Here is a 13,931-nt window from a genome sequence, read left to right on the forward strand (position 1 = left end):
GTGTGTGCAATTAAAAGCCAAAAATATTCACTCATTCAAAATTCATTCGCTCATTCAAAATTCACTCATTCACTCATTCAAAATTAAATAGTTACCCAAGCCTGCGCCTTGTTACTTTCAAGTATCTTCTCACAGATTAGCAATTCTCGATACCCATCGGCAAAAGTCGGAAACGTAGGGTTCTCGGGTTGCTTGCCTTCTGTGATTGCGGCGTACACTTCTTTGAACATTTGCTTTGAAGTGTCCGGGAAGCCTTCGTTGTGTCCGCCTGGGAATGTGATGGTCGAGCGGACGTCCTCATTAACGAGTGACGGATCACGCATCAGGATTTCGTTGCTTTTGTCGCGGTTACCGATCCACATTTCATTTGGTGACTCAGAGCACCAGGTGAAGGTCTTTTTCGAACCGGATATTTCAAGCGACATGCGGTTTTTACGTCCGGCAGAAACTTGTGAAACGGTGATCACTCCTTTGCTTCCATTGTCGAAACGAAGCAAAACATTGGCGTGATCTTCGGTTGTAATGGGTACATCGGCATAATCTTCCGGCGCCAGCATTTTGCCGGAGTAGGTTTCAACTGCTTTGAGTGGTTTTTTGCGCGTTTTATGGATGGTGTTGAAATCAGCCATTACAGCTACTGTTTTCAAACCTGTAATGTATTCCAGAATATCCATTAAGTGGGATCCAATGTCTGCAATAGCGCGGGAATCACCGGATTTGTCTGGTTCAAGACGCCAGTTGTAATCTGTCTCATAAAAAAGCCAGTCCTGGAGATAGGAGCCAATGAAAGAATATATTTCTCCCAATTCACCTTTTTCACGCATGGATTTCATCTGGCGTGCCAATGGATAATATCTCAAATTAAAGTGGACTGCATTCACTAAACCCGTTTGGGCGGCCAGCGCTACCAGTTCTTCGGCTTCCACCAGGTCCTTAGCCAGCGGTTTTTCACAAATGACATGCTTACCTGCAAGCAAAGCAGCCTTTGACTGTGAATAATGCAGGAAGTTCGGGGTACAAATGTGAATCGCCTGGATATCCTCCTGTTTCAGCAATTCGTCAAAAGTGTAGGACCTGGAAATTCCCAGACCGTCGGCCTTTTGCTTTGCCAGCTCGGCAGTTACTTCACAAAGCGCAGTCACTTCGACGTTAGGAAGACGTCTCAGAGCTTCAATGTGCGCGGGCCCAATGAAACCTGTACCGACGACGCCAACTTTAATTTTGTTCATAAATGGGTATTGGAGATAGGTGAGAAAACTTAATTAGAAATCGGTCCACTTGGTGTTCGTAGCATTGGAAGCAATCACGGCGTCGATGAATTTCATGCCGCGTAATCCTTCTTCTGCGCCAGGGAAATCATAAACAGGATCAGCATTCCGGCCTTCCCAATAAGCCCTGACATGGATCGCAAAATTCCGGTAAATGTTGGCAAAAGCTTCAAAATAGCCTTCGGGATGTCCAGCAGGGATTCTGGTATGAACCTGCGCAGCTTTGGACAAATTGCCCACACCCGTACGGATCATGCGTGCACCCTGATTGGTTTTGTGGATCAGCGTATTAGGCTCCATTTGCTTCCATTGCAAGCCACCCGTTTCACCATAAACTCGGATATTAAGATCATTTTCCTCCCCATTGGCAATTTGGCTGTTTTGGAGGATACCCTTTGCGCCATTGTCAAACCGGAGTAAAACATTGGCATCATCGTCCAGCAACCGACCTTCCACAAAAATCGTAAGGTCTGCACATATCTGGGTTATTTTCAGGCCTGTGATGTATTCTGCCAGATTTTCCGCGTGTGTTCCAATGTCTCCCAGTCCGCCTGCTGCACCTGATCTTTTTGGATCTGTACGCCAGACAGCTTGTTTATTGCCAGTTACCTCCACCAATGTAGCGAGCCAGCCCTGAGGGTATTCTACAATCACTTTTCTGATCTTCCCAATGGCACCGGAAGCAATCATCGCGCGCGCCTCTTTCACCATGGGGTAACCCGTATAATTATGCGTCAGACAGAAAATAAGGCCTGTTTCCTTCACCAGTGCTGTTATTTCCTCTGCCTCTTCGGTATTTAAAGTAATTGGTTTGTCGCATACCACGTGAAACCCATTTTCCAGCGCGAGCTTGGTTGGAGCGTGATGGACGTGATTAGGTGTAACAATGGCTACGAAATCCATTCTTTCGCCATCCGGCAATTGCTTTTCTTTCAAAATCATCTCCTCAAAATCATTGTAAACCCGGTCTTCCGGTAAATACAATGCCTTTCCTGTTTCCTTTGACTTTGCCGGATCAGAGCTGAATGCTCCGCAAACAAGTTCAATTTCTCCATCCATGATCGCTGCACGGCGATGGACCCCACCAATAAATGCATCCAGTGAGCCACCAACCATACCCATTCTGATCTTTCTTGACATTCGAGTTGGTTTAAGTTTGAAAAGATTTTACAGTTATAAAGAGTAGTATACATCACTCTTACTTCTTACAAATATAAATTTAACGGTTCAAATACGCTGTTCGGACAGAAGTAAAAGCAGTAGAATGTTGTGCAATTTGTTTTTTCTGAGAAAATCTTTAACAAAACATTGCCCACTATTTCAATCATCTAATTCAATATTAAACCCTTTTAGTCTTATGACTCAAACCGTTAACAGCAACAGGTTATTTATTGCCAGCTGTCTTGCCATTATCACTACAGCCTTTTCTTTTAGCATCAGAGCCGGAATTCTTCCTCAATTGGGAACCGAATTTGGACTAACCGCCGCGCAGTTGGGCTTTATCAATTCAATGTTCTTTCTCGGATTTCCGATTTCCATGATCATTGGAGGTATTGTTTACCATACAATAGGGCCAAAAATCATCATGCAGGTTGCCTTGCTTGCCCACACGCTGGGGATTCTGTTAACGATCTATGCGGGCGGTTATATGGGGCTGCTGATTTCGACATTGTTAATCGGTTTTGGAAATGGCTGTACTGAGGCCGCTTGCAACCCGATGATCGCAGATATGTACCCAAGCAGCAAGCTGAACAAAATGCTGGGCAGGTTTCACATGTGGTTTCCCGGCGGAATCGTGATTGGTAGTTTGATATCCAAGTTCATGACCGATGCCGGATCATCCTGGCAGACACAGATCTGGGTCCTTATGCTTCCAACAGTGGTTTACGCATTCCTGTTTTTTGGTCAAGCGTTTCCACGACCCAAAGTGGAGGGCGTTACCTCGCTGGCTAAGAATTTCCAGGCTATGCTAAACCCGCTATACATTTTCATATTCGTCTGCATGGCGTTAACCGCCATTACCGAATTTGGCCCTAACCAATGGGTAAATGTTGTTTTGAGCAGTAGCGGTGCTGATCCAATGTTAGTTCTGGCATTGACTTTCGGTGTGATGACAGTTGGAAGACTTTTCACTGGTCCTGTTGTAGATGTAGTCGGTCAAACGGGGATCTTGTTGTTTGGAGCTGTTTTGGCTGCTATTGGTATTTATATGTTCAGCACATTAACTGGTCCGATCGCCTATCTGGCAGCTGTCATTTTTGGTCTTGGTGTATGCTTTAACTGGCCTACCGTTATTGGTTTTGTTGCGCAGCGGGTTCCGCTAAGTGGAGCATTGGGTATGTCCATCATTGGTGGGGTAGGTATGTTGTCAACTGCTATCTTCCAGCCATTTATTGGTAAATGGATTGATGATGCCCATGCCGAATACGCAGCAAAAGGTGTCTCAGGACCTGCATTGGAACTGGCAGCTGGCCAGGCTACACTGTCGACCATGCTTACATTCCCAATCATCTTAATCGTAGCATTTGCCGTTTTATGGTTCTGGGCTGGTAACCCGAAACCCGGTCAGGTTGCTGAGGCAAGAATGGCAGAACAACCGTTGCTGTAAAACTTCACATTATCATATAAAGAGGCCGTTTCAATTCAATTGAGACGGCCTCTTCTATTACAAGTACCAGTTATTTATTTTAATTTTACAATGGTTACCCCGGCCCCGCCGCGATCGGGATGTTCATCCTGCATTTCTTTCACATGCGAATAACCTCTCAAATGATTTCTGACCAATGTCCGTAGAATTCCATCCCCTTTTCCGTGAACAATGCGGAGCTCGTCGTACCCAAGCATAATGGCATTGTCCATAAATTGATCGACCATTCCCAATGCTTCTTCGCCCCGCTTGCCGCGCATGTCCAGGTTGAAGCTGAAATTCATCATCCTTTCATTCAGGTCCACACCTTTGGCAGCGATTTTCACCTTTTTCTCGCCGGTAGCAGCACGGTAAGTTTTATTGGAGACTTTTTCAAGCCGGTTGAGCTTCACATTCGATTTCAAATCTCCGATCCTGATTTCAACATCTTTACCTTTTAATGACAATACTTCGCCAATGGCAGTCTGCCCAATGATTTTTACATAACTTCCGGGTACAATGTCGCCACTCTCCGGCTCATAGACGTCTTCCGCCGGGACTGGCTCAACCACAACTTCCAATTCCAGGTTCTTCTTTCCAAAAGTTTCAATTTCCTTCCTTACCGTTTTTGTCTTTTCCTTTTCAGCTTTATTCTCCTTGATTTCCCTGATGGTGTTTTCAATGAGCTGATTGGCATCCGAGATCAGATTTTTCGCTTTCTGCTTGGCCTCATTAACGATCTTTTTTTCATTGTTTTCCAGATTTTCCTTTAAAGAAGTATAGTCAGCCAGCTGCCTGGCCAGCTTTCGTTCCTTGATTCCTACTTCAATATTTTTCTCAGAAAAAACCCGTCTCTCAATGTCCAGTTCTTTCAAAAGCTTCTCAAAACTCACCTGCTGGGTTCCAAGCTTTTCTTTCGCACGGCTAATAACAGCCTCAGGTAAACCGATCTTGGAAGCTATCTCAAATGCAAATGAACTTCCGGGCCTTCCGATTTCGAGTTGATAAAGTGGTTCCAAATGCTCGCCATCAAATCGCATGGCACCATTTACAAGGCCGTCGGTTTTGTCGGCCAGGATTTTGAGATTGGTATAATGTGTATTGATTACGCCAAATGCACCCGATCTGGTTAGGTTTTCTAGGATTGCTTCGGCTATTGCCCCGCCCAAACCAGGTTCTGTGCCGGTACCAAATTCATCGATCAGAAACAAAGTGCGCCTATTGGACAAGGTCAGGAAATGCCGCATATTGGTTAGGTGTGAACTATATGTACTGAGATCATTTTCAAGCGATTGCTCATCGCCAATATCAATAAATATGTTTTGGAAAAAACCCATGGAGGAACCTTCTGCAACCGGCACGAGCAGGCCGCACTGGAACATATATTGGATTAGTCCAACCGTTTTCAACGAAACCGACTTACCACCTGCATTGGGGCCGGAGACGATCAGGATGCGCTGCTTTTCTTTCAGTTCAATGTTGAGAGGGATAACCTTTTTGCCTTGCTTTTGAAATGATAAATGTAAAAGTGGGTGTCGGGCATCCCGCCAGCTGATAAATTGCTGATTGGAAAAAGGCGGATTGATTGCACCCATTTCAGCTGCTAGCTTGGCTTTGGCCCTCAGGAAATCCATCAATCCTAAAAATTGATACGCTTTTTGAAGATCTGGTACAAAAGGTCTGAGCTGGGCAGTCAGTTCAAGAAGTATCCTATTAATTTCGCGCCTCTCTTCATATTCAAGCTCGCGGATCTCGTTGTTGGATTCGAAGACGTCGGTTGGCTCAATGAATACCGTCTGTCCCGTGGCCGATTCGTCATGGATAAATCCCCGCAGCTTTCTTTTATGTTCAGCCGCAACCGGAATCACCATCCGGCCATTGCGAACCGTCAGCGAGGTATCGTCGCCGATCCAGCCATTGCTTTTTGCAGATTTAAGGATTGTATCCAGTTTTTTACGGATACCCGTTTGCTCGGAAATCAACCGCTTTCTGATGCGGGAAAGTTCGGAGGATGCGGAATCGCGAATTTGCCCTCTGTCGTCTATAATCCGGTCAATGGAATCGGTAATGCTTTTTTCGACCCTGATATTTTTGGCATAATCAGTAAGGATCGGAAAAGACTCCGGTTCCTGGTTTTCGAAAAATCGCAGAATAAGCCTTATGGTTTGTAACGACACCTTGATGTCGGAAAACTCAGGCTGCGTCAATAGCATGCCTTCGATGGCAGCTCTCTTCAAATAGGAAGTGGCATCAATGTAATTCTGGGAAGGGAAATTTTCACCTATTTCCAGGATTCGCTGCATTTCGGCAGTCTGGCTGACGAGTTTCTCAACCAGTCCAAAGTTTTCTGAAAACTTTATCTTTTCCACAAAACCTTGCCCCAAAGGACTGATACAGGCTTGTTTTAACCTTTCCCTTAATTTATCAAAACCTAATTTTTGTTCTATGGATTCAGGGTATAACATTTCAAAATAATTCTCTGATTTCTTCTTTCAAAACCTTTAATGCATGTGCCACTGGCTGTACTTCTTTTTCTATGACGTGCGAAAATATTTTTTTTGCCAGATCGGAGGGAGGCGTTTCTGGTGCTACTTCTGATGCGGATTGATTGATCACTGCGACGGTCTCATTCATCGCATTGGTGATTTGTTCCCAGGCCTGACTGCTGATGTATAATTGCTGGGCCACATTGTGGTTGTATTCATCACGAATTTCCTGCAAAAGGATCTGTTGCAATTCCAAAGAGCTCATCGCAGACGGTACAAGGCGGAGCAGCAGGTTACTCGGGGTTATCCTTTCCAAAAACAGGCACATGCGCTCATAAGCCTGCAAACGTAGTGGCAATGTGATTTCTATATTCTTACTCCTGATGTCCCATTTCTGCTTTTGAAAAATTTTGTCAGCGACTGTTGTAATCGTAAGATACACCCCGAAAGTGACCAGAGCGCCGAGCAGCAGTACCGTGAGTATGAAGTAGTATTCCATTTTAAGCAATTGTAATTTTTTAGAAACTAACTACAAAATTAAGGGATTGCGGTCATTAACGCGATATTTGTCAAAATTAGCGAATGCAAGTAAGGCAAAATGCGTTAGGCTAGTTAGCAAAAAAAGTGAATGCCATACAATGATAGCGTGTCCAATTCAACTTACTGAGAAGGCCAAACTGGAAATCAGAACAACCCTGCAAGCCAATAAAATTCCGGAGACATACGGACTTCGGGTAGGCCTGCGAGGTGGGGCGTGTAGCGGGACGTTCTTATTAGGATTTGATACTGTTACCGAACATGACCAAACTTATCAGATCGAAGGGATCAAAGTTTTGATTGATAAGCGCCACCTGATGTATGTAATTGGCGTATCAGTGGATTACGAAGAAGGAGCGAACGGAAACGGTTATACGGTTTCCACTGCTGACAGAGAAAGGTAGGCCATAGAACTAGTCTTCGATGGTTACATGTTTCCAGTTTTCTCCGGAACGAATGCGGTTGAGTTGCGTGTGTGTGATCCCAAACTGCTTTGCGATCATTTTAAGGCGGTTGTTATCATTCTTTAATAGTTTTTTGATAATACGGACCTTACTTTCGGTTAACTTATAATTTTTAGTCCGTCGAGGGATTACGCGGTTAATAAATGCCGGATTCTCGCGGTTATGTTCAATCATTTCAGCCTTTGTAACCCATTTGAGATTTTCGAAGTGATTGTTTTGCTTCTCAAAATCAATGTGGATTACGAAATTATGCTCGACATCAATCCGTTCTGCAAAGTACTCGGCTACGAGCTTGTGAACATAACGATTAATTGTTTTTCCCCCTGCAACCCGAATATTTAAAGACCTGTAACCCTGTATTACGGACCCCTTGATCACTACACCGTCTTTCGGATTATTTTGAAAACTCTTTAACCTGCCATAACTGGATACTTCATAATGAGGAGCATTCTCGATTTCGTCGAATTTGATCTTAGCCCACCTCTCGTTCCAGTAACTCCGACTTACGTTTAACTCATTCATTTTGATAAGGATAATAATCTGGGAAACATTTTCTGGGAAACATTTTCTGGGAAACAATTTTATATTCACCTATTGTTAGCTACCTAATTAGCTAACCTTGCCTACTAAATTCAAGAAAACCAAAGTTTATGAAACGTACCTTAATCATCGGGGCTTCATCAAATCCATCCAGATACGCTTATCTGGCAGCTCAGAAACTCAAGAGTTACGGACATCCAATAATACTAGTTGGCCGCCGAAAAGGAATTGCGCTGGGAGAGGAAATTCATCTTGATAAAGCAGATTGGAAAGATGTTGATACGGTCACATTATATATTAACCCCAGCCACCAACCCGAATATTACGACTATATAATCTCTTTAAATCCTAAACGCGTGATTTTTAATCCCGGTACTGAAAACTCTGATTTTAGAAACATCCTACTTAATAAAAATATCATACCAATAGAAGCCTGTACGCTAGTAATGCTCTCGATTGGCCAATACTAGTATCTGATTACCATTTAATTAGTGCCGACGCCCACGTAAATCCGCTTCCGAAGGCTGCGAGACAAATCAGATCTCCATCTTTCAATCTTCCCTCTTCCCATGCTTGGGACAATGCAATCGGAATGGATGCAGCGGTTGTATTTCCAAAACGCTGAATATTGTTAACTACCTGAGATTCAGATAACCCGAGTTGCTGTCTGACATAGTCGCTGATGCGCATATTGGCCTGGTGCGGGATCAGTAAGTCAAGGTCGCCCGGTCCGAAGCCATTTGCATTCAACGCCTCACCAATTACTTCTCCGAAACGCACGATGGCGTGTTTGAAAACGGCATTCCCGTTCATGAAAACATTAAATCCTCCTTCATCAAGCATTTCTTTGGTTGCTGCCCGTCCGTGACGGCTGCTGCCGGGCTCACGCACGAAAAGTTCTTCGGCAAAACGCCCGTCCGCGTGCAGGTGTGTAGATAATATACAGTGTTGGGGATCTTCGGTGGCGCACAAAACGGCCGCACCTGCACCGTCGCCAAATATGACAGCCGTGTTCCGGCCGGCAGTTGTCCTGTCAATCCAAGAAGATTGTATTTCGGAGCCAACCACCAGTGCGGTTTTGTACATACCAGACTTGATGAACTGATCGGCAATGGAAAGCGCATAAACAAAGCCCGAACACTGTTCCCTGATGTCGATAACGGGCTTGCCGTCCATACCCAGCTCGCGCTGCATCAGAAATGCGGAGCCAGGGAAGAAATAATCAGGTGTGATTGTGGCGTAGATGATGACATCAATGTCATTGGGCGTTAGGTCAGCCCGTTCCAACGCCTGGCGCGACGCGGCTGCCGCCATGCTGTAATTCGTATCCTTCCCGAATTCGAAATACCTTCTCTCCTTAATTCCGGTCCTTTCCTGTATCCATTCGTCGGAAGTATCCATCCACTGGGTCAGGTCATTATTGGTTATAATTTGATCCGGAACATAAAAGCCCAGGCCGGTAATGCGCGACAATGCCATATACTAACTAACTAGAAGATGTACTAAAAATCCAATATGATCCATGTTAAACTACAAATTTGCACTAAAAAACATGCGTTCCAATTCAGGCTCTTTTTTTTCTGAGGTTCTCCGCAGCTGATAAAAGGATATAAAGGATCAGGATCGCGGGTACCGCCAGGATTTTTAATGTAAATAGTAAAACAACTGTCAGTATAATTAGTAAAAACCTTGCCTCATTTCCGCGCCATGCAAAATTCTTAAACTTCAGTGCGATCATTGGCATTTCCATCACCAATAAAAAAGACATTACCGCGCTCAGGATTAGCAAGTTATTGGTATTAATGATCAAATCTTTCCAAAATTCATCCTGGGTATGTACAATCAGCGGGAGGGAAGCAATGAGCATTGCATTGGCGGGTGTAGGTACACCAATAAATGAATCGGACTGGCGGGGATCATTATTGAATTTTGCCAATCTTAATGCGGAAAAAATAGCGATGATAAATGCGGGATAGGCTTTCCAAATCCCAAATAGATCGGGAATGCTTTGCATGAGCAGCTGGTAGACGATGATAGCGGGCAGCAAGCCGAAAGTGACCATGTCGGCCAATGAGTCCAAATCCTTGCCGATCGCGGAGCTTACCTTCAGCGTTCTCGCCAAAAAACCGTCCAGAAAATCGAAAATGAGTGCGACGCCGATCAATGCACAGGAAAGGAGCAGATTGTTATGAAAGGCTTCTACAACTCCTACACAGCCGCAGAGCAGGTTTCCGCAGGTAAGGGCATTCGGGATGTTTCTACGGATCATGTCAGGTTTGTAATTAATTATCGCGGATTATTTGAAAAATGGATTGTTCTTTTTCTCAAATCCGATAGTGGTAGGTTCCATATGTCCCGCGTAAACTTTGTAATCTTCAGGTAAGGTAAATAATTGAGTACGGATGCTGTTCAACAATGTACTATGGTTTCCGCCCGGCAAATCCGTACGCCCAATGCTTAATCTGAAGAGTACGTCGCCGCCAATCACGAATTTATCTTCCTCATTTACAAAGGCAACATGCCCGGGCGCGTGGCCAGGGACAAATATGATTTTCAATGTTGTATTCCCAAATGTTACCGTTTCGCCGTCCTTCAAGTAACCTTCAATCTCAGGTTCTTCGAAAAACGAAAAGCCGTAATTCGAGGCATACGTTTTCACGGCTTTAAGCAAAGGCTCATCCAAAATGTGCAGCAGAAAAGGAATGTTGTATTTTCTTTTCAAAGCAGCAATGCCCAGAACATGGTCAATGTGCGCGTGGGTGTTGAGGACCTTAACCGGTTTCAGCACATTCGCGTCAACAAAATCGGTTAGCTCTTTTATTTCCGCTTTGTCGTAGCAACCCGGATCTATAATAACCGCTTCGCCTGTTTCGTCATAAATTACATAAGTATTTTCTGAAAAAGGATTGAAGGCAAAACTCTTTACTTGGACCATTTAATGGATTGTTAACTCCTGTTTGCAATGTTAGGCGAAGTTACAAAACACTTTGCAATCGTTCTGTCCACAAATGGTATTAAGCGCCAAACAAAGCCGCCATGCTTTTGCAAACAAGGCGGCTATGGATATCAATGCAAAGATTTAATTAACCTGGACTTCCTTAATTGTGGCCACAATCCTGTCGTAATAAAGCAAGGTAAGCCCTTCATAACCGGAATCTGTCCCCACGAACAGCCAAACTTCACCCTGCGCATTTGCCTTCACCGTGAAAGGCTTATCAGCATTAGTTCTCTTAACCAAAGCATATTTCGCATCTTCCCGTTCGTTTGCCACATTCCCTAACACAAGGGCATCTTCTCCCTGCTCAGATTGCTGGCCTTTATCAAGCGTAAATTCGTAAAACTTGTTGACAAGCTTCACGCCGGGCTCGATTCCTGAGGCACCAGCTTTCAAATAAACGGAACTGCCCGGCGAGCCGCCAATCCCAAAACTGTTTTCGGGATAGTTGGTGCCAAGGGTTAGGTCGAATACGACGCTGTAAGTGCCATTCGGTACCAAGCCCTTAATGCGTTTTTTAAGGAACATAAAAACATCGTCCGATCGGTTCATGCTTTGGATAGCGTAAGCATGCTGGGTTGTATCCAGCCCGGTTGGCAGCAAAGCCTGGCCGGAAGCGAAATCGAGAATGGCCGTGTCGGTTTCAGTAGAGTAGTCCGCAAATTCAGCGCTCCATCCGTCCAATCCCGTTTCGAAATTGGAATCGACGGTGGTAATGGCATCCAGGCCATCATCATTGCAGGAAGTTATTCCAATTGCTAGCATTAAACCGGCGAAGTTGATCCATTTTCTCATGGCATTAAAAGTTGAGTGATTTTAGATTAGTTATTACCGGTCAGAGCGCATTTTTTAAGATAAAGTTGGAAGCTAAAACTCAACCAATTAAAAAAATAGTTGGTTTCTTGTGTAAATCAGGCAGTTCGGCTTTCCAACTTTTTATGGTTTTTGTTTTTATAAACTCATCTTCCGCAGTTACATTGCATGCAACACACAGGAGCGTGTCCTGCATACAGTTTTCGAGTAATGCTTCCAGCAGCTGATTGTTCCTGAATGGTGTTTCCATAAAAAGCTGTGTCTGCTGCCGTTGCCTCGCTTCCCGCTCCAGCATCTGGATCTTCGTTTTCCTTTGCGCTTTGTCGATTGGTAAATATCCATGAAACGCAAAAGATTGTCCGCTCATTCCCGATGCCATCAACGCGAGCAATAAGGAAGATGGGCCAACCAGGGGCACGACCCTAATACCCAGCTGATGCGCAATGTTAACAGCAACCGCGCCGGGGTCGGCAACCCCCGGACAGCCAGCTTCTGAAATAACACCTGCATTCTGTCTCAGCTTTTTCAATTCCTCTGCCGTAACAGACTCCGGTGTATCCTTGTTTAGCTCAATGAAAATCATCTCGTCGATTATTCTTCCTAGCTTGAGACTGCTGATAAAGCGACGGGAGGTGCGGATATTTTCAACAAAAAATACATTAAGATTGCTTATAATGTCTTTGATCTGAGGACTTATCACGTCCTGGTCAGTCCCTTCCGCTACAATGGTCGGGATCATGTACAGCACTATTCCGGATTCATTCATATGTTTTCTGAATTATTCAATTTCTTCCAACCAAATCGAGAGAATCTTACTCCTGCCATTGTACAAAATTAATACAATGAAAAGGCTTTTATATTTTTCCCTTGTTGCCACACTACTACTTGCCTGTAAAAAAGACAGTATGGATGCCATGCACGCTAATGATTTAACTTCAATAGCAGGTTCATGGAAGCTGATCGAAGTGGAAAGGCTTTCTCTTAGTAATGCAAGTGTTTGGGAGCCCGTTCCCGCTGCCCAGGCCGATACACTGGTTTTCCGTGCCGATGGCGTTATCCTTAATCCCGACGGGACCCCAAGATGCTGCGCACCAAAATCGTTAATCATCAACGGTGAGCTGATGGATATCAAACCTCAGTTTGCAATTCCGGCAAATCCTATCTGTGCTTTGGTAAATTGTGTTTACTGCCCCACTTGGGAACTGTCCTGGAACGACGACGTACTGATCGTATCTTCCTGCCTGGGTTCCAAAACCAAATACGTCAGATAACCTCGTCCAGGAAGTTTAATAGCTTAGATACGAATTCTTTTGGCTGCTCGGCCTGGACCCAGTGTCCCGCATCCGCGATGGTTTCAAGCCTGGCATTTGGGAAAAGGTCCTGAATTCCTTCCATATCTTCATCAAGAATGTAGTTTGACTTGGCTCCGCGGATAAATAACGTTGGCGTTTCAAGACGCTCATCAGATTTTATCTCAGCCCCTACACTGGCCATATCCGAAGTAAGCAGCGGCAAATTGAAACGCCAGCCAAACCCACCTTCATCTTTCCTGTAAAGATTTTTCAACAAAAACTGGCGCACGCTCAGGATCGGTTCGTACTCGGCCAGAATTTCATCGGCCTGGTTTCTATTATCTATTTTGTCTATTGGAATCGCATTCAACCCTTTTAAGATTTTGGTGTGGTGAATGGGATAGGCTTTTGGGCCAATGTCTACGACTACCAATGCGGCAAAAGTGCCTGGATAGGTTACTGCGTACTCCATAATCGTTTTTCCGCCCATGGAGTGGCCGATCAGGATCGGGTTTTCGAGGTGGTGTTCTTCCATAAATTCTCTGAGGTCGGTCGCGAATGTGGGGAAGTCCAACGGGCCTTCGTGCGGGGAGCGGCCATGGTTTCGCTGATCTACCAGGTACACCCGGAAGCCATGTTCCGAAAGCGTTTTACTGATGCCCAGCCAATTGTCCAGCAGGCCAAAAACGCCGTGCAGGATGATCATTGGCTTACCTACTTCTCCGATTTGTTTGTAATTGAGTTGCATGACAGGATTGGTATTTTGTACAAATAAACAAACGCCCTTTCGAAAAATTAACAATAACATAACTTACCCTATATTATACGGTATATAAGAGGGCAGGAAATTTCGAGAATAGCAGAATTTTTGCCTAAAAATAGGTTTAAAATGCGTGGACGGGTTATTAAC

General features: G+C 44.6%; 15 protein-coding genes. 4 read left to right on the forward strand and 11 right to left on the reverse strand.

Annotated elements, in window-relative coordinates; translation table 11 throughout:
- Positions 1-83: 83 nt before the first annotated feature.
- A complete protein-coding gene (locus FHS68_RS05840) occupies positions 84-1,229 on the reverse strand; it encodes a Gfo/Idh/MocA family protein (RefSeq protein WP_167268041.1) in 1,146 nt (381 codons plus the stop codon).
- 33 nt (positions 1,230-1,262) lie between these two features.
- The gene (locus FHS68_RS05845; protein ID WP_167268766.1) at positions 1,263-2,390 is read right to left on the reverse strand and encodes a Gfo/Idh/MocA family protein; all 1,128 of its coding nucleotides are present in this window, start codon (positions 2,388-2,390) and stop codon (positions 1,263-1,265) included.
- 235 nt (positions 2,391-2,625) lie between these two features.
- Here FHS68_RS05845 and FHS68_RS05850 point away from each other — a divergent pair, with 235 nt between their 5' ends.
- Positions 2,626-3,876 carry an MFS transporter gene (locus FHS68_RS05850; protein ID WP_167268044.1) on the forward strand — a complete coding sequence of 417 codons (1,251 nt, stop codon included), beginning with the start codon at positions 2,626-2,628 and terminating at the stop codon, positions 3,874-3,876.
- 74 nt (positions 3,877-3,950) lie between these two features.
- On the opposite strand, the gene FHS68_RS05855 is transcribed toward FHS68_RS05850, so the two are convergent.
- A complete protein-coding gene (locus FHS68_RS05855) occupies positions 3,951-6,359 on the reverse strand; it encodes an endonuclease MutS2 (protein ID WP_167268045.1) in 2,409 nt (802 codons plus the stop codon).
- A gap of 1 nt (position 6,360) precedes the next feature.
- Positions 6,361-6,879 carry a DUF7935 family protein gene (locus FHS68_RS05860; RefSeq protein WP_167268047.1) on the reverse strand — a complete coding sequence of 173 codons (519 nt, stop codon included), beginning with the start codon at positions 6,877-6,879 and terminating at the stop codon, positions 6,361-6,363.
- 139 nt (positions 6,880-7,018) lie between these two features.
- Between FHS68_RS05860 and FHS68_RS05865 the strand changes: the two genes are divergently transcribed.
- Positions 7,019-7,321 carry a HesB/IscA family protein gene (locus FHS68_RS05865; RefSeq protein WP_208408174.1) on the forward strand — a complete coding sequence of 101 codons (303 nt, stop codon included), beginning with the start codon at positions 7,019-7,021 and terminating at the stop codon, positions 7,319-7,321.
- Between the two features lie 9 nt (positions 7,322-7,330).
- Here the strand turns inward: FHS68_RS05865 and FHS68_RS05870 are convergent, their stop codons facing one another.
- The gene (locus FHS68_RS05870) at positions 7,331-7,903 is read right to left on the reverse strand and encodes an HNH endonuclease (protein WP_167268048.1); all 573 of its coding nucleotides are present in this window, start codon (positions 7,901-7,903) and stop codon (positions 7,331-7,333) included.
- A 128-nt stretch (positions 7,904-8,031) separates the two neighbouring features.
- On the opposite strand from FHS68_RS05870, the gene FHS68_RS05875 reads away from it, so the two are divergent.
- Positions 8,032-8,391: a CoA-binding protein gene (locus tag FHS68_RS05875; RefSeq protein WP_167268050.1), complete on the forward strand. Its 360-nt coding sequence runs from the start codon at positions 8,032-8,034 to the stop codon at positions 8,389-8,391.
- A 7-nt stretch (positions 8,392-8,398) separates the two neighbouring features.
- Here FHS68_RS05875 and FHS68_RS05880 read toward each other — a convergent pair whose 3' ends face one another.
- The 5 genes from FHS68_RS05880 to FHS68_RS05900 all read right to left on the reverse strand — a co-directional run bounded on the left by FHS68_RS05880 (position 8,399) and on the right by FHS68_RS05900 (position 12,495).
- Entirely contained in the window at positions 8,399-9,400 is a 1,002-nt protein-coding gene (locus tag FHS68_RS05880) for a 3-oxoacyl-ACP synthase III family protein (RefSeq protein ID WP_167268052.1), read from the reverse strand.
- Between the two features lie 85 nt (positions 9,401-9,485).
- Positions 9,486-10,190, reverse strand: coding sequence for a CDP-diacylglycerol--serine O-phosphatidyltransferase (gene pssA / locus FHS68_RS05885; RefSeq protein WP_167268054.1), 705 nt, complete (start codon positions 10,188-10,190; stop codon positions 9,486-9,488).
- 27 nt (positions 10,191-10,217) lie between these two features.
- On the reverse strand, positions 10,218-10,856 hold the full coding sequence (locus tag FHS68_RS05890; protein WP_167268056.1) for an MBL fold metallo-hydrolase: 639 nt from the start codon (positions 10,854-10,856) through the stop codon (positions 10,218-10,220).
- A gap of 144 nt (positions 10,857-11,000) precedes the next feature.
- Positions 11,001-11,711, reverse strand: a complete 711-nt coding sequence (locus tag FHS68_RS05895) for a hypothetical protein (protein WP_167268058.1) — start codon at positions 11,709-11,711, stop codon at positions 11,001-11,003.
- A 79-nt stretch (positions 11,712-11,790) separates the two neighbouring features.
- Entirely contained in the window at positions 11,791-12,495 is a 705-nt protein-coding gene (locus tag FHS68_RS05900) for an SAM-dependent methyltransferase (protein WP_167268060.1), read from the reverse strand.
- Between the two features lie 76 nt (positions 12,496-12,571).
- Here FHS68_RS05900 and FHS68_RS05905 point away from each other — a divergent pair, with 76 nt between their 5' ends.
- Positions 12,572-13,000 (forward strand): hypothetical protein, encoded by a 429-nt coding sequence (locus FHS68_RS05905; protein ID WP_167268062.1) that lies wholly within the window; start codon positions 12,572-12,574, stop codon positions 12,998-13,000.
- Here FHS68_RS05905 and FHS68_RS05910 read toward each other — a convergent pair.
- The gene (locus FHS68_RS05910) at positions 12,993-13,769 is read right to left on the reverse strand and encodes an alpha/beta fold hydrolase (RefSeq protein ID WP_167268064.1); all 777 of its coding nucleotides are present in this window, start codon (positions 13,767-13,769) and stop codon (positions 12,993-12,995) included. The two genes, FHS68_RS05905 and FHS68_RS05910, sit on opposite strands and share 8 nt — an antisense overlap.
- Between the last annotated feature and the right edge of the window lie 162 nt (positions 13,770-13,931).

The sequence above is a fragment of the Dyadobacter arcticus genome (genome assembly GCF_011762185.1).
GTDB classification, from domain to species: domain Bacteria; phylum Bacteroidota; class Bacteroidia; order Cytophagales; family Spirosomataceae; genus Dyadobacter; species Dyadobacter arcticus.

Excerpts from the sequence above, each read along its gene's own strand:
- FHS68_RS05840 (WP_167268041.1), bottom strand. The coding sequence starts at position 1,229 with ATGAACAAAATTAAAGTTGGCGTCGTCGGTACAGGTTTCATTGGGCCC.
- FHS68_RS05900 (WP_167268060.1), bottom strand. The coding sequence starts at position 12,495 with ATGAATGAATCCGGAATAGTGCTGTACATGATCCCGACCATTGTAGCG.
- pssA (WP_167268054.1), bottom strand. The coding sequence starts at position 10,190 with ATGATCCGTAGAAACATCCCGAATGCCCTTACCTGCGGAAACCTGCTC.
- FHS68_RS05855 (WP_167268045.1), bottom strand. The coding sequence starts at position 6,359 with ATGTTATACCCTGAATCCATAGAACAAAAATTAGGTTTTGATAAATTA.
- FHS68_RS05890 (WP_167268056.1), bottom strand. The coding sequence starts at position 10,856 with ATGGTCCAAGTAAAGAGTTTTGCCTTCAATCCTTTTTCAGAAAATACT.
- FHS68_RS05875 (WP_167268050.1), top strand. The coding sequence starts at position 8,032 with ATGAAACGTACCTTAATCATCGGGGCTTCATCAAATCCATCCAGATAC.
- FHS68_RS05845 (WP_167268766.1), bottom strand. The coding sequence starts at position 2,390 with ATGGGTATGGTTGGTGGCTCACTGGATGCATTTATTGGTGGGGTCCAT.
- FHS68_RS05905 (WP_167268062.1), top strand. The coding sequence starts at position 12,572 with ATGAAAAGGCTTTTATATTTTTCCCTTGTTGCCACACTACTACTTGCC.
- FHS68_RS05870 (WP_167268048.1), bottom strand. The coding sequence starts at position 7,903 with ATGAATGAGTTAAACGTAAGTCGGAGTTACTGGAACGAGAGGTGGGCT.
- FHS68_RS05910 (WP_167268064.1), bottom strand. The coding sequence starts at position 13,769 with ATGCAACTCAATTACAAACAAATCGGAGAAGTAGGTAAGCCAATGATC.
- FHS68_RS05865 (WP_208408174.1), top strand. The coding sequence starts at position 7,019 with ATGATAGCGTGTCCAATTCAACTTACTGAGAAGGCCAAACTGGAAATC.
- FHS68_RS05860 (WP_167268047.1), bottom strand. The coding sequence starts at position 6,879 with ATGGAATACTACTTCATACTCACGGTACTGCTGCTCGGCGCTCTGGTC.
- FHS68_RS05880 (WP_167268052.1), bottom strand. The coding sequence starts at position 9,400 with ATGGCATTGTCGCGCATTACCGGCCTGGGCTTTTATGTTCCGGATCAA.
- FHS68_RS05850 (WP_167268044.1), top strand. The coding sequence starts at position 2,626 with ATGACTCAAACCGTTAACAGCAACAGGTTATTTATTGCCAGCTGTCTT.
- FHS68_RS05895 (WP_167268058.1), bottom strand. The coding sequence starts at position 11,711 with ATGAGAAAATGGATCAACTTCGCCGGTTTAATGCTAGCAATTGGAATA.